Source organism: Sphingobium sp. R-21 (assembly GCF_049913335.1).
Taxonomy (GTDB): Bacteria; Pseudomonadota; Alphaproteobacteria; order Sphingomonadales; family Sphingomonadaceae; genus Sphingobium.
Genome location: NZ_CP184374.1, coordinates 2640848 through 2655981, shown reverse-complemented (window position 1 = coordinate 2655981; position 15134 = coordinate 2640848). Strand labels below are relative to the sequence as shown.

11 protein-coding genes are annotated in these 15134 nt (G+C 63.2%); 10 read left to right on the top strand and 1 reads right to left on the bottom strand.

All coding sequences use genetic code 11. The features are described from left to right. Positions 1 to 23 precede the first annotated feature (23 nt). Positions 24 to 4310 carry a cadherin domain-containing protein gene (locus ACN9MX_RS12725; protein WP_426387043.1) on the bottom strand — a complete coding sequence of 1429 codons (4287 nt, stop codon included), beginning with the start codon at positions 4308 to 4310 and terminating at the stop codon, positions 24 to 26. A 612-nt stretch (positions 4311 to 4922) separates the two neighbouring features. On the opposite strand from ACN9MX_RS12725, the gene ACN9MX_RS12720 reads away from it, so the two are divergent. The 10 genes from ACN9MX_RS12720 to ACN9MX_RS12675 all read left to right on the top strand — a co-directional run bounded on the left by ACN9MX_RS12720 (position 4923) and on the right by ACN9MX_RS12675 (position 15046). Further along, positions 4923 to 5789, top strand: a complete 867-nt coding sequence (locus tag ACN9MX_RS12720; protein ID WP_363830576.1) for an endo alpha-1,4 polygalactosaminidase — start codon at positions 4923 to 4925, stop codon at positions 5787 to 5789. Positions 5790 to 6009: 220 nt separating this feature from the next. After that, positions 6010 to 7431, top strand: coding sequence for a DNA recombination protein RmuC (rmuC, locus tag ACN9MX_RS12715; protein WP_363830573.1), 1422 nt, complete (start codon positions 6010 to 6012; stop codon positions 7429 to 7431). 158 nt (positions 7432 to 7589) lie between these two features. Next, positions 7590 to 8222: a nicotinate-nucleotide adenylyltransferase gene (locus ACN9MX_RS12710; RefSeq protein WP_363738943.1), complete on the top strand. Its 633-nt coding sequence runs from the start codon at positions 7590 to 7592 to the stop codon at positions 8220 to 8222. A gap of 12 nt (positions 8223 to 8234) precedes the next feature. After that, on the top strand, positions 8235 to 8624 hold the full coding sequence (rsfS, locus tag ACN9MX_RS12705; protein ID WP_007686701.1) for a ribosome silencing factor: 390 nt from the start codon (positions 8235 to 8237) through the stop codon (positions 8622 to 8624). A gap of 145 nt (positions 8625 to 8769) precedes the next feature. Further along, on the top strand, positions 8770 to 9192 hold the full coding sequence (locus ACN9MX_RS12700) for a 23S rRNA (pseudouridine(1915)-N(3))-methyltransferase RlmH (RefSeq protein ID WP_363830571.1): 423 nt from the start codon (positions 8770 to 8772) through the stop codon (positions 9190 to 9192). A 121-nt stretch (positions 9193 to 9313) separates the two neighbouring features. Then, positions 9314 to 10549 carry a murein hydrolase activator EnvC family protein gene (locus tag ACN9MX_RS12695; protein ID WP_363830569.1) on the top strand — a complete coding sequence of 412 codons (1236 nt, stop codon included), beginning with the start codon at positions 9314 to 9316 and terminating at the stop codon, positions 10547 to 10549. A gap of 124 nt (positions 10550 to 10673) precedes the next feature. After that, a complete protein-coding gene (locus ACN9MX_RS12690) occupies positions 10674 to 11963 on the top strand; it encodes an RsmB/NOP family class I SAM-dependent RNA methyltransferase (RefSeq protein WP_363738393.1) in 1290 nt (429 codons plus the stop codon). A 45-nt stretch (positions 11964 to 12008) separates the two neighbouring features. After that, a complete protein-coding gene (locus tag ACN9MX_RS12685; protein WP_363830566.1) occupies positions 12009 to 12494 on the top strand; it encodes a diguanylate cyclase in 486 nt (161 codons plus the stop codon). A 126-nt stretch (positions 12495 to 12620) separates the two neighbouring features. Next, entirely contained in the window at positions 12621 to 13283 is a 663-nt protein-coding gene (gene rpe / locus ACN9MX_RS12680; RefSeq protein WP_363738389.1) for a ribulose-phosphate 3-epimerase, read from the top strand. After that, positions 13280 to 15046, top strand: a complete 1767-nt coding sequence (locus ACN9MX_RS12675) for a heparinase II/III family protein (protein ID WP_363830564.1) — start codon at positions 13280 to 13282, stop codon at positions 15044 to 15046. Before rpe ends, ACN9MX_RS12675 begins: the two co-directional genes overlap by 4 nt. Positions 15047 to 15134 lie beyond the last annotated feature (88 nt).

The following is a 15134-nucleotide window of genomic DNA, read 5'->3' as shown; positions in this document are numbered from 1 at the left end:
TCCCGCCCTCCTCATGTCCAGGCCTAAAGCAGGAAATCGCTCGCGGTCAGGTTATGCACACCGATCAACCTGATCGCCATTTCAATCGTTGCAGGATTATTGTCCGTATTCGCTTCGACAAAGCTATCCGTGCCGTCCGAATAGACATGGATCTGTCCGGGCGCGGTGAAGGCTCCTGTAACGAATGCGAAGTGCTGACTGCCGCCAAGCACAATATTGGCATCGATGCCAGACAGGCTTATCTTGTCGATGCCATCCTCGAAATCCATGATCCGATCCATGACGAGGGGCGTGCTGTTGCCGATTGCATTGTAGATGAACAGATCGGCACCCGAACCCCCCGTCAATATATCGGCCCCCGCTCCGCCGGTGATGCGATCATTGCCTGCTCCGCCATCGATAACGTCATTACCGCCATTGCCGACCAGCGTGTCGTTGCCGCCGTTGCCGATCAGCGTGTCGTTGCCCGCCGCTCCCTTCAGCGTATCTTCCTCCCCCGTGCCCGTCAGCGTCGATCCGCCATTCGCCGCCGTCAGCGAAACGCCTTTGACGTTGGTGATGACGATGGTCAGGTTCTGGAAATCCTGCGCACCCAGGCTGTCGGTCGCCAACACCTGCACCTGGTAGCGGTTGTCCTGATTGGAGTCGGTGGGACTTTCGAAATCCGCAGCCGTTTTGAAGGTCAGGACACCCGTGGCCGGATCAATATTGAAGAGTGATCCATCAACTGCCGATCCCAGCGAATAGCTGACGGTCTGGCCGATATTGACATCGGTCGCATGGACAGTCGTCACCGCCGTCCTGTTCTCCGCCACATTGATCGTGGCCGACGCGCCACCGCCATTGGACGTGATGATCGGCGGTGCGTTGAATATGGTGACGGTCACTGCAATGGCCTGTTGGTCATAGAATGTTCCGTCCGAAGCGCGAACCGTCACATCGTAGACATTGTCGTTGCCGGCATCGGTCGGCAGCAGAAAATTGGGCGCGTTCAGGAAGTTGAGCTGGCCGGTCGACGCGTTGATCGTGAATTTGCTGGCATCCGCTCCCCCGGCGATCGAATAGACCAGCGTCGTGCCGACATCAGGATCGATGGCCGTCACCTTCATGACGGGTTTCGTGCCGCTGGAAACGGAAATGGCAGCCGTGTCGCCACCGCCGCCCGAAGTGATGACGGGCGTGGATTCGTTCGCATTGGTAATGGTGACGTTGATCGCCTGATCAGCGAACAATGTCCCGTCGGATGCGCGGACGGTCAAGCTGTAGACATTGTTTCCGTTTGCATCGGCAGGGGCTTCGTAATTGGGCGGGGTCAGGAAACTGAGCGCTCCCGTCGATGGATCAATCGCAAATGCCGTGCGATCCGGACCCCCGACGATCGAATAGACCAGCGTCGTCCCCGCGTCGGGGTCGATCGCCTGGACCGTGGTCACTATGGTGGTGTTTTCAGGAACGGAGATGGCCGCTGACGCTCCACCGCCATTTGAGGTGATGACGGGCACCTCGTTCACATTGGTGACGGTGACCGCCATGGCCTGTTCATCGAACAGATAGCCGTCGGAGGCGCGGACCACCACATTGTAGACATTATCCTGGCCGACATCGGTGGGCGCTTCGAAATTCGGTGCGTTGATGAACGAAAGTACGCCGGTCGTGCTGTTGATCGCGAACCTGGCCGCATCCGCCCCGCCGGATATGGAATAGGCGACGACGTCACCGACATCCGCATCGGTGGCGGTGACGGTGGTGACCAATGTGCCGTTCTCCGGCCTTGAAAACACCGCGCTGTCGCCGCCGCCGTCGGAAGTGATCACGGGCTGATATCCCGTTTCCAGCGTGACATTGTGAAGGCCGGAGCTGCCGAGATCCAGCGTCACGATCTCTCCGACCTGGCTGGCCAATGTGGCGCCGCTGACGATGACGTCCTTGGCGCCGGGATTGGCGATATCGATGATGACCTTGCCCTCGCCCACCAGCGAGAAGGCCAGATTGCGACCGTCACCCGTGACGTTCATCAGCACCGACCGCATCGGCAGGTCGATGATATGGGTCACGTCGTCTGCCGCAGCGCCCATGTGGATGGTGAATGTGCCGCCGCTCTGCGGCAGGAATACGCTGTCGCTGTCATAGGCATACCAGCCCGAGACATTCTGTATGACCAGTGATCCCTGGCGGTCGACATCGAGCGAGAGATTGCCGACATTGGCTCCCGTGACGGAGGCGGTGATGGTGGTTCCAACCACCGTCGAGGTGATTGTCGAACTCTTGAGCGCCGTCATCCGGTGCGCCAGATCGTCCAGTGTCACAAATTCCATGTTGGCCGCGACCGCATGTTGCAGCCAGGCGTTGAACATCGAAATGTCATAGGGGCCGTCAGCCGTCGGACTGCCCGACACGAAGTCCGCCGCGCCATAATCATGCCAGGGCCAGACGATCACAGGGGTTTGCGCATTGGCAACGAGCTTGTCGAATTCGGCCAGCCAGGCGCTGGTGGCATCAGCCACGCTCTTTCCCTGGAACTCGACCAGGGTAAAATCGAAGGAGGTGTTGGGCGCGAAATAGATCTGGCTCTGATTGTCGGGCGTCATATAGCCGAAGGCATTGGGAAAGCCCGCCCCCTGCGCCGCATAGCCGCCCGTCAGATAATCCGTCACATATTTCATGATCTCCTGGGAGACCGGCAGCGTTTCCGGCATGCCGGGGACAGCGGCGCCGGCCACCTGGAAGGCGTAGCCCAGATAATTGCTGAGCTGGGTGTTGATGATCGAGGTGCTGCCGCCGAACTCCGTCGCGATCTGGCTCGCGCTCAGCTTGTTGGTATCGTCAGGATGGGTCAGGCTGTGCGTGCCGATCTCGCTGCCCAGATCCAGTATCGCCTTGTAATAGGGCGCCGATATGGCCCAGTCCGTGCCGGTGCCGTTCGTTCCATTCCCGACATTGATGAAAAAGCTGCCGACGAAATTGTAGTCGGCCTTCCATTGGGTGAGGATGGGCAACAGCTTGTCGTAGATGCCCGGCGTGGATCCCGGCGGATTGACGTCTTCCAGTTCCTGGCTCTGATCCATGTCGACGCGCGCAGCGACGATGCCGGAATCGCGGGTCAGATGCAGGCCGACCGACAGGCCGGTCCCGTTGACCGCATAGCTTATCGCCTGTTGCAGCATATTGGCGTCGGCCATGACGCCGTCGCTGGAGAAGAGGACATTGCGCGCCGATCCCGTCTGGGTGGCGAGCGCCGCCGTATAGGTCTGGCCGCCGTTGATGGTTTCGGTCGCGATCGTCTGGCCAGTGCCGCTGACGCTGGTGAAGGCGTTCCACCCGACATTGGTGTAGCTGTTGACGAGTTGTCCGTTCGTATAGTGATCCAGCACTAGACCCGCCGGATCGGTCGCGTTCACCTGCACGTTGCCGGTGCCCCCCGTGACCCGCGTGGCGTCGAACAGGACCTTCATCGCCGCATAGGGATCACCCGGAAGCGGGTCGCCGCCAATGGTGCCTCCACTCACATAGGGCTGGTTCGTCATGAACTCGCCCGCGGTGATGAGCCCTATGCCCAGTTGCTTGCTGGCCATTTCGAGCGTGTGGGTAATCGCCTCCACCTGGTCGACCGGTACGTTGCGGAAGGACGGAAAGACCAGCGCGTCATAATGGGAAAGCTTGTTGAGATCGGTCAGATCGGCTTCGGTCAGGATGTCGAAGGGGATGCCGGCCTGCATCGCCTGGGACTGGACCGACATGAAGAGCTGGGAATAGGCGGTCGAGTTGAAATAGGCATCGGAGGTCGTCTGCGAAAAGACGATGCCGATCCGCATGTCGGGCGCCTCGGTCGCCGTCGGCTGATTGAAGACCGTGAAAGGTGCAGACTGGTAGTTCGACGGCAGGAAGATCGTGTCGTTGATGTCGTAATAGCTGTACATCGCCGCCGGATTGCCCACCGAAGCGGTCGGCAGCCGGAATTCGACGGTCGTGTGATCAGCGGACCAGGCGGCGGTCAGGCCGCCGAGCACCAGGGTCTCACCTGCAGCGCCGGTATAGAGATTGATCGTCCCGTCGGCGGCGAAATTGATGTTATATTCCGCGCCGCCCGCATAGCCGAATATCTGATAGCCGGTGGACGTCTTGCCATCCGTGTTCAGCCAGATCGTCGTATTCGTCCCGATGGCGACGGGCGCCTTCAGCGCGAAGACGAAGTCGCCATTATCCACGGTTGAATAGATCTGATAGCCGGAATTACTGTTGTCATCGATCCGATCGGTGGCAAACCAGTCATCCAGAGAGCCGTCTATTGTGACGCTATGGCCAAAGGTCATGACAAACCCCCAAACTTATGGATCCTGGAAATCACATCATAAGTTTGCGACCTGAACGTTTTTTCTTTTATTCGGCAAAGCCGAGACAGAACATATATTGGACAATGAAGGACAGCACTTCTCCTGGCATCGACGATAAATCGATGCCATCCGGCCCGTCCCGGCCATTATCCGTGCCAATAAGGCGATATCAGAGTAAAAAGCTCACTTTTCTCAAAACGCCCTTGCGGCCCGGACATCGGAAGCGCCGCATATGGCTACAGTCAAACCACGCAATCTTGGGGCGACTCGATTTTTAACAATTTTTTTCCATGGTTAATGTGCTGTTAGATACGATCTTATGTCAACTTCATTTAACCAGCATTCCCATAAAATTGTCCCGTTCATGAATAGATTGGTCTATCATTCGACATATGAGATCGTCGATTATAAAATTTGATTTATATCTTAGGGTATATCCCAGAGTGAGTTGTTTTTCTTTATAAGGTTGCCAGTTTTGATTGCCCGTCCCGCCGGAACCATTTCGTGATCCACGATCAATGTTCCCGAAATACAGGGACCATGACTATGTCTCCGGCTCACAAAAATCTCTCGCAACTCAGCGCCTTGGCAATGGCAGCTTTGATGCTTGCTGGCTGTGGTGGTGGCGGTAGCGGTGGCGGCGCCAACAACAATAGCGCCCCGACTCCGACGCCCGCGCCAACACCAGCGCCTTCGCCCAGCCCGTCACCGACCCCGTCACCGCCGCCGCTGTCCAGTTGGGACTGGATATTGCAGAGCCAGGGATTACCGGCGACACCGCCTGCGGTCGCCTATCTCGACGTCGACGGGTTCGACACGCCGACGAGTTATGTGACGCTTGCCAAGGCCAGCGGGATCAGGACGATCTGTTATCTCGACATTGGATCGGCCGAAAATAATCGTCCAGACTATGCCAGCCTGGCCGCCATTTCCGGACTGTTGGGCAACAGCTATCCCGGTTTTGCGGGGGAACGCTATATCGACATCCGCCGCTATCCCGAGTTCATCCAGATCATGGATGACCGATTGCGCATGTGCCGCGACAAGGGATTTGATTATGTCGAATTCGACGTCATGGATTCCTTCGAGGATGGCGCATCGACCACCGGCTTCGCCCTGACCGAGCAGGATATGATCGATTATGTCACCGCCCTGTCGGTTCGGGCACGGGGCTATGGGCTGAAACCGGTGCAGAAGAACGCGAGCAAATCATCCGCCAAGCTCCTTCCCCTGTTCGACGCGATCCTGTTCGAAGGCTGCGTCCTGGACAATTTCTGTTCCGATACCGCGCCCTATATCGCGGCGGGAAAACCCGCCTTCAATGCGGAATATCCGGAAGAATGGCCAGCAGGCTCATTCGATCGAACACGGGTGTGCAGTACATCTGTCAGTGCGCAGATTTCGACGATCATCACCGTCGTCGCGCTCGATCGGCCTGCGCCCGACCGGTGCAACTGACATGATCCATTGATAATTTCGGCAGAAATGGAGCGGATTTACGCGTGCAAAAGGGAAATTCGACAATCTATTTCTTGCACTATTTCTCTTTAATATCGGTTACGACTTGTCACTATTCTTAAGTTTTTATCTGTTTTTTCAATTCTGTGGCGAGACAATCCGACTTGCGGCATTGACGTCATGCGGCTAGGTTCACCTTTCGTTCTGGAAAGGGGCATATATGGACAGCCTGGCCACCATCTTTGTCATTGTCGCTCTGGTCGCGGGGCTGGCGATCGGCTGGCTGGCGCGGGGCCGGTCCGTGGCTCCGCTGCTGGCGGAAAAGGCCGATCTGGCGGGCAAGCTCGACATGGCGGCGGCCCAGCGCAATGCCGCCATCCAGGAACTGGTGGTGGCGCAGGAACGCGCGGCGCAGGCGGCGGATCTGGCGCAGAAGGTGGAAGCGGAGCGCGCGGCGCGGGAAGTGGCGGGGCGGGAACTGGCGGCGTTGCGATCCGACACGCAGGCACGGGCGGAAGCCTTCGAGGCGCAGATCGCCGCGCTCAAGGACGCGAAGGAGCAGCTTTCCGCCCAGTTCAGCGAGATTGGCGGCAAGCTGCTGCACCAGGCGCAGAGCCATTTCCTGGAACGCGCCGACCAGCGCATGACGCAGGCGCATGAGAAGAGCGAGGCGCAGCTCAGGCAATTGCTGCATCCGGTCAACGAGACGATCCAGCGCTACGACCAGAAGATCACCCAGATCGAGCAGCAGCGGACAGAGGCCTATGGCATCCTTCGCGGCGAGATCGAATCGATGAAGACGGGCCAGGAGGCGGTGCGCGCCGAGGCCCAGCGGCTGGTCGATTCGCTGCGCCATGCACCCAAGGCGCGCGGGCGCTGGGGCGAACAGCAGTTGCGCAATGTCCTGGAAACCTGTGGGCTGTCCGAGCATGTGGATTTCCGGACCGAAGTGAGCGTGGAGGGCGAGGACGGCCGTTTGCGCCCCGATGCGATCCTGCGCATTCCGGGCGGGCGGGCGCTGGTGATTGACGCCAAGGTGTCGCTGAATGCCTATCAGGATGCCTATGGCGCGGAGAGCGAGGAGGAGAGGAAACGGCTGCTGTCCGCCCACGCCGCCGCCATGCGCGCGCATGTCGATACATTGGGGCGGAAAAGCTATGCCGACCAGTTCGACGAGGCGCCCGATTATGTGATCATGTTCGTGCCCGGCGAACATTTCCTCTCCGCGGCGCTGGAGCATGATCCCCAGCTTTGGGACCATGGCTTTGCAAAGCGGGTGCTGCTGGCCACGCCGACCAACCTCATCGCCATCGCCCGGACCGTCGCGGCGGTTTGGCGCCAGGAAAAGATGGCGGACGAGGCCAAGCGAATCGGCATGCTGGGGAAGGAACTATATGAGCGGCTGGCCGGAGCGGCGAGTTCGCTCAAGAAGCTGGGCAACCGGCTGAACGGGGCCGTGGCCGATTATAACAGCTTCGTCGGCAGCTTCGAAGGTCGTGTGCTGGTGACGGGGCGCAAGCTTCGCGACCTCAATATCGAGACGGGTGGCAAAGAACTGGAGGAACTGGAGCCGGTGGAGGCGCTGGTCCGCGAACCCTCTTCGGCGGAAGCGATTCGGGCCCTGCCGAACGCGGCAGAATAGAAGGCGGCATGAAATTAGGAAGCTAACCAATGCCGTTCACCACAGGATGGGACGCTGAGATTGCTTGTCGCGGCCATTTATTAGCTCACTAAGAATAAGAGAGTGCTCCCGTCACACCCGTTGAATTTGCGTGCGGGGCCGCTGACTGGCATGGGCGAATCATGAAACGCATCGGCCTTCTCGGCGGCTCCTTCAATCCGGCGCATGACGGACACCGGGATATTTCCCTGTTCGCGATCGATGCTCTGCGACTGGATGAAGTCTGGTGGCTGGTCTCTCCGGGCAACCCGCTCAAGCCGAAAACCGGCATGGCGCCCCTACCCGCCCGTCTTGCCCACGCCCAAAAAGTTGCGCGGCGCAACCTCATCCGGCCAACTGCGATCGAGGCGCGGCTTCATACCCGCTACACGATCGACACGGTGAAGGCGCTGCAAAGCCGCTATCGCCGCAATCGCTTCATCTGGTTGATGGGGGCGGACAATCTTGCCCAGTTCGGCCAATGGAGGGACTGGCGTGGCATAGCCCGGATTATGCCCATTGCCGTAATCGCCCGGCCCGGCTATGATGAGGACGCCCGTGGCTCATCGGCCATGAGCTGGCTGCGGCGCTTCGTCCGGCCCGCACGCCAGAGTGCAGCATGGACGGATTGGAGACCGCCGGCGCTTGTGCTTCTGCGCTTTCGCCCTGATCCAAGATCGGCGACCCTGCTGCGGCAGGCAGACCCCCTCTGGCATCGCGAATATGAACACAAACGCGTGCGCGACCCGCTCACGCGCCGGTTGATTGTCTAGAATGGAGCATCTTTGACCAGACCGCATCCCGCCAACGACACGGCTCATAATGCCGACAGCGTTGCCGCCCTGCACGACCTTGTCTTGAAGTCGCTTGACGACGACCAGGCGCAGGAAACCATCTCCATCCCCCTCGAAGGCAAGAGCAGCATCGCCGATCATATGGTGATCGCCAGCGGGCGTTCATCCCGTCAGGTGGCATCGATGGCGCAGAAGCTGGCCGAGCGGATCAAGCAGGCGACTGGCCGCTCCGCCCGCGTCGAGGGCCTGCCCGTGGCTGATTGGGTGCTGATCGACGCGGGTGACGTGATCGTCCACCTTTTCCGGCCGGAGGTTCGCAGCTTCTACAATCTGGAACGGATGTGGGGTTTCGTCGACGCGCCGGTAGCGGGAACCGCCTGAGCCGCCCTTCGACAAGCGTGTCCTGAGCCGTTAGAGCGATTTCCAAGCGATCGGAACCGATCGCTGGTTAAGAAATCGCGGAAAACAAGGAAACCTGAGCGGCGATCTGATTCAATCAGATCGAAACCCGCTCTAGTGGGGGGACATGCTTCTCCACATCATTGCCCGCGGAAAGATCGGGCGCTCGCCCGAAGCGGAACTGGTCGACCGTTATGCCAAGCGGCTGACCATGCCGTTCAAGATCACCGAACTGCCCGACCGGGGCGGCAAGCTGCCGCCGGCCTCGCCGGGCACGGTGACCGTCATGCTCGACGAAAAGGGCAGGCAACTCAGTTCCCTTGATTTCGCCCGTCATGTCGAGGGCTGGCGCGATTCCGGCAAGCGCGAATGCCGCTTCCTGATCGGCGCGGCCGATGGCTTCGACGATGCGGAGCGGGACAAGGCCGACCTGCTGATCGCCTTTGGCGCGATGACATGGCCGCACATGATGGCCCGCGCCATGCTGGCCGAGCAATTATGGCGGGCTTGCTCGATCCTGGCCGGCCATCCCTATCATCGCGAGGGATAGCGCCCACCGGACCCGTGTTCCTGCGCCGATCAGGAATATGCGGGAATGGAGGTTCTTTCATTCCGCCCAAACACGGCCTAGTCAGATGCGGTCGGCATAGCGGGCCGGCAGGGGGCCTTGGTTGAGACGGACGGCAATCTTCGCGGCATGTCTTGCTGGTGCGGCGGCGCTCGCCGGATCGCGCCTGCCCGCCGCCGATGGGCAGGCCATCATCCTGACGGGCACTGGCGGGACCAGCCTCAGCGAGGAACAGGCCGCCCTGAAGACCGCGCGCCGCCAGTCGGAGGAAGCGCGGTCGCGTTCCGAGCGGCTGGAGAAACAGGCGGCCGCGGCCCGCAGCGAAGCCGATCAGGCCCGTCGCCGCGCCGCCGCCATGGCCGCCCGCATCCAGCAGGCAGAGGCCGACATCCAGGCCGCGCAGGCCCGCATCGCCATTGTCGCCCGGCTTCAGCGCGCGCAGGCCGCTCGTCTGGCCGCCAGGCAGGAGCCAGTGGTGCGCCTGACCGCCGCCTTGCAGATGATGGCGCAGCGACCATTGGCGCTGGCGCTCGTCCAGCCGGGATCGATCGACGATGCCATCCATATGCGCGCCGTGCTGGCACAGGTGCTGCCCGTCATCGAGCAACGGACAGCCGGCCTGCGCGCGGAACTGGAGCGCAGCCGCGCGCTGCGCGCCACTGCCGAGCAGGCGGCGGCGTCCCTGGCGCAGAGCCAGGAGGACCTGAAGCAGAGGCAGGCCGCGCTGCAAAAGCTGGAAGCGCAAAAGCGGCTCGCGGCGCAGGATTACCGCGCCAATGCCGATCTGGAAAGCGACCGGGCGCTCGCCCTTGGCGAGCGGGCCCGCGACATCGTCGACCTGATGGACAGGCTGGAGGAGGCAGGTGACCTGCGCGACCGGCTGGCTGCCCTGCCGGGGCCCCTGCTGCGCCCCGCCCGACCTGACCAGGCCCGCGCCCCCGCGCCCGCCCGTCCACGCGGCATGGGCGCGCCGCCGCCCTATCGCCTGCCCGTGGTCGGCGAGCTGGTGACCGGCATGGGCGAGGTGTCGGAAGGCGGCGTCCGGTCAAGGGGCCTCACCATCGCCACGCGGCCCGATGCGCTGGCGGTCGCGCCGACCGCGGGGCGCGTCGTCTTTGCTGGCCCCTATCGCGGCTACGGGCAGATCATCATCATCGACCATGGCGGCGGCTGGACGACGCTGATCACCGGGCTGCTGCGGCTGAACGCCGCCGTGGGCGATGTGGTGCGGCAGGGCGATCCGCTGGGGAATGCCGGGCCGGGACGACCCAGCGTCACGGTCGAGCTGCGGCGCAATGGCCGCCCCGTGGACATTGTGCCGCTGGTGGGCGCGGGCTGATCCAGGCCGTTTGCGTCGGCAGGGCGCGGGCCCCGCGTTCGCCGCCAGGCCCCCGATCGGCAAAGGCGCGACTCGCATTCGAACACAACTTACTTTCCCTCGCATTTTGCCCTAGGCGCTTTCCATGCCCCGACCATCTGCCCCCAAGGACGTCCCCGGCCTCCCCGCCCGCCGCGCCGCGCTTCGCCTGCTGGATGCCGTTCTGCGCCGCGGCGATCCGCTCGAAGGCGCGCTGCATGGCGCGGCGCAGGGGCTTGCCCCGGCGGACCGGGCGCTGGTCCACGCCATCGCGGCCGAGACGCTGCGCCACCTGCCGGACCTCGACGCGCTGATCGACAGCGCCACGCGCCAGCCGCTTCCCCATGATGCCAAGGCGCGGATGGTCCTGCGCATCGCCCTTGTCCAGGTGCTGGCACTGGGCACCGCGCCCCACGCCGCCATCGCGACGGCCCTGCCGCTGGTCGATGGCGGCCCCCGCAAGCTGGTGCATGGCGTCTTCGGCACGCTGACCCGCGCCGATCCCGCGCTACCCTCGCCACCCACGCTGCCGCATGAGACCGCCAGCCGCTGGGCCGCGCAATGGGGCGAGGCCATGCCGCAGGCCGCGGCCCACGCCTATGCCCAGCGTCCGCCCGTCGACATCAGCCTGCGTGATCCCGGCCAGACCGCGCATTGGGCCGAGGCCCTCAATGGCCTGAGCCTTGCCCCCGGCCATGTCCGCCTGCCCGAAGGCGCCGTCATCCCGGATCTTCCCGGCTTCGACGAAGGCGCCTGGTGGGTCCAGGACCTGGCCGCTTCCATCCCCGCGCGCCTCCTAGGCAGGGGAGAAGGACGCGATGTGCTGGACCTCTGCGCGGCGCCTGGCGGCAAGACGATGCAGCTTGCCGCTGCCGGCTGGCGCGTGACGGCGGTCGACCAGTCCAAAAAGCGCCTGGAGCGCCTGAATGAAAATCTGGAGCGCACCGGCCTGTCCGCCGCGATCGTGCAGGCGGACCTGCGCCTGTGGGAACCCGACGCTCCGGCGGACGCCATATTGCTCGACGCGCCATGCACCGCGACCGGCATCTACCGCCGCCATCCCGACGTGCTGCACCGTATCGGCGCGCGGCAGATAGCGGAGCTGGCCGAGATCCAGGCCGAACTGCTGGCGCGCGCCGCGGCGTGGCTGAAGCCGGGGGGCATGCTGATCTACGCCACCTGTTCGCTCGAACGCGCCGAGGGCGAGGAGCAGGTCGCCCGCTTCCTCGACGAATGGAAGGATTTCAGCGCCTTGCCTGCGACGGCCGCCGAATTGCCTGACGGCATCCAGCCTACGGCGCAGGGCTGGGTCCGCACCCTGCCGGACAATCTCGCCGCGCAGGGCGGCACCGATGGCTTTTTCGTCGCAAGGCTGATACGATCCATCAAGCCTTAACCAGACCAGCCCTATGGTGCGATCCGGCATTCAGAAAGACCTGTCTTGCGCCCGACCGAGCCTCTTCCCCTGCATCATAGCTGGCCGCTCTACGCCTTGCGAGACCATCTGGCGCCCGTGATGCTGGACGACCGGATCGCCAGCGACGATGGGGCACTGGCGGAACGCGGCCTTGGCCTGTGGCATTGCGACCTTGGCGACGACAGTCTGAGCTGGACCAACGGCGTCTATGATATTTTCGGGCTGGAGCGCGGGATAACGGTTCCCCGCCCCCTCGCCGTGTCGCTGTACACAGCCGAAAGTCGTACCGCGATGGAACAGTTGCGCGCCTATGCGATCCGCCACAGGCGGGGCTTCACGGTGGACGTCGACATCCGTCCGGCGGATGGCGGCGAATGCGCCATGCGCCTGATCGCTGCGCCCATCGTCCAGCGAAATCAGGTGGTTGCCCTGCACGGCGTCAAGCAGTTCCTGCCGAAGGGTTCGAAGCCGTCGACGGGACTAGACCCGACATTGTTCGTCCTCTCCTGAAAGCCCGCGATTCGGATCGGCACGTCCCGGCCAAAGCACGTGCCGAAAGCCTGTGGCCAAAAGCCTGTGGATAGCGTTAATCGAACGTTGCCCTTGGCTGCGGCCAAGGCTAAGGCCGATAGTCAAATGACCAGCCCGATCCTGATCTCGCCCTCCATCCTGTCCGCCGATTTCGCCCGTCTGGGCGAGGAGGTCCGCGCCATTGACGAGGCCGGGGCGGACTGGATCCATATCGATGTGATGGACGGCCATTTCGTGCCCAACATCACCATCGGCCCCGGCGTGGTGAAGGCGCTGCGCCCCCATACGAAGAAGCCGTTCGACGTCCACCTGATGATCTCGCCCGTGGACCAGTATCTGAACGCCTTTGCCGAAGCGGGCGCCGACATATTGACCGTCCATCCGGAGGCCGGGCCGCATATCCACCGCTCCATCCAGCATATCAAGTCGCTGGGCGTGCAGGCAGGCGTGGTGCTCAATCCCGGCACCCCGGCCAAGATGCTGGATTACCTGATCGATGATGTCGACCTGATCCTGGTGATGAGCGTCAATCCCGGCTTTGGCGGACAGAGCTTCATCAGCAACCAGCTTCGCAAGATCGAAGCGATCCGGAAGATGATCGAGAAGTCAGGCCGCGACATCCGCCTTCAGGTGGACGGCGGCATCGACTTCGCCACCGCGCCCCGCGCCATTGAGGCGGGCGCCGATGTGCTGGTCGCCGGCACAGCGACCTTCCGGGGCGGGCCGTCCGCCTATGCCGACAATATCCGGACGTTGCGCGGCGGGTGAGCGACCGCCGCCGCCTTTCCCCCCATCCCGCCCCCGAGGAGGCCGGATCCGGCCCGGAGGACGGGATCGAACAGGGCAAGCGGCTCATCCGCATCGCGGATGACAAGGGACTTTCGCTGGCGCAACGCATCGCCAATCGCTTCTATCTCCTGAGTTGGAAGACGCCGATCCACGGCCGCCGGCTGAAGGGCAAATATCCACTCAAGCTGCTCGCCGTGCCGGACGACGAAATTCCCGGCAACGCCCATGCGGGCCAGGCGATCCGTGCTGGCTATTTCCTGTTCCGGGGCCAGAAACTGCCCCTGGACAGGCTGGATTTCGCCAATCCCGGCGTGCCGGCGGGCTTTGCCGATTATCTGCACGGTTTCCATTGGCTGCGCGACCTTGCCGCCGTGGCCACCCGCGAACAGGCCGCGCCGATTGCCGAAGGCGTCATGCGCAAATGGCTGACCGCCCATGCCGACACGCCCAGCGAACCCGCCTGGCGCGCCGACAATGCGGGCTGGCGCCTGTTCTTCTGGTCGGCCTATGCACCGCTGATCCTCTCGTCCAGCGACCTTGTCTATCGCTCGCTGGTACTGAACTGCATCGCCCGCACCGCCCGCCATCTGGACCGCGGCGCGGACAAGGCGCCGGTCGGGCTGCCGCGCCTTGTCGCCTGGGGCGGGATCGTGGCGGCCTCTATGCTGCTGCCCGGCGGCGCGACGCGCAAGCTGTTCGGAGAAGCCGGCCTCAAACGCGCACTCGACACCGGCCTTCATGGCGATGGCGGCATCATTTCGCGGTCGCCGCTGGACCAGCTTGAAGCCATCATGCTGCTGACCATGGTCGCCGCCGTCTATGAGGTGCGGCGTGAACAGACGCCCGCTTTCCTGATGGAGGCGCTGGCAAGGGCGGTTCCTGCTTTGCTGGGCCTCACCCATGGCGATGGCGGGCTGGGCAACTGGCAGGGGGCCGGCGCCGTCGATCCCGCCACCGTCGAAGCCGTCATCCGCGCCAGCCGCGTCCGCGCGCGCCCGTTGCGGCAGGCCAATGGCTGGGGTTATCAGCGGCTGGCCGCCGGGACCACGGTGATACAGGTGGACGCCGCCCCGCCCCCGGTCGCCCAGTTGGCGGATGCGGGTTGCGCCTCCACCGGCGCGATCGAGATCAGCGACGGGCAGCAGCGGTTGATCGTCAATTGCGGCGGCGCGGCATTGGAGGGCGCGTGGGTACCGCGCGATCTGGCGCAGGGTCTGCGCACCACGGCCGCCCATAGCACGCTGGTGCTGAACGACAGCAATTCCACCGCCCTGCTGCCCGACGGCACGCTGGGCAAGGGCGTGACCGAGGTCGAGATCAACCGGCAGGAAACGGAAAGCGGCAGCCGGTTCGACCTCAGCCATGACGGCTATGTGCGGCGCATGGGCTATGTCCATCGTCGCCTGCTGCTGATGAGCGGAGACGGTAAGGAAATCCGTGGCGAGGACATGCTGACGCCCGCAGCGCGGCGCCGCAAGCCGGTGAAGCTGCCCGTCCAGCTCCGCTTCCACCTGGCGCCCGGCGTTGAACCCACGCCCACAGCCGACGGGATGGGCGCGCTGCTGCGCATCGACACGGGCGCGACCTGGCAATTCCGCGCCAATGCGGGCAAGCTGACGATAGAGGAAGGCCTGTGGGTGGATGCCCATGGCCGCCCCCATGGCACAAAGCAGTTGGCGGTCACCAGCGAAGCCCTGCCGGGCGGATCGACCGTGGGATGGCTGCTGAAGAAAGTCAGCTGAGGGCACCCTACAGCAAATGATCCTCAACAGGGCTTGATCGCCCGCCTCCCCGACCAGCGCTAGAGCGGATTTCGATCTGATTGAATCA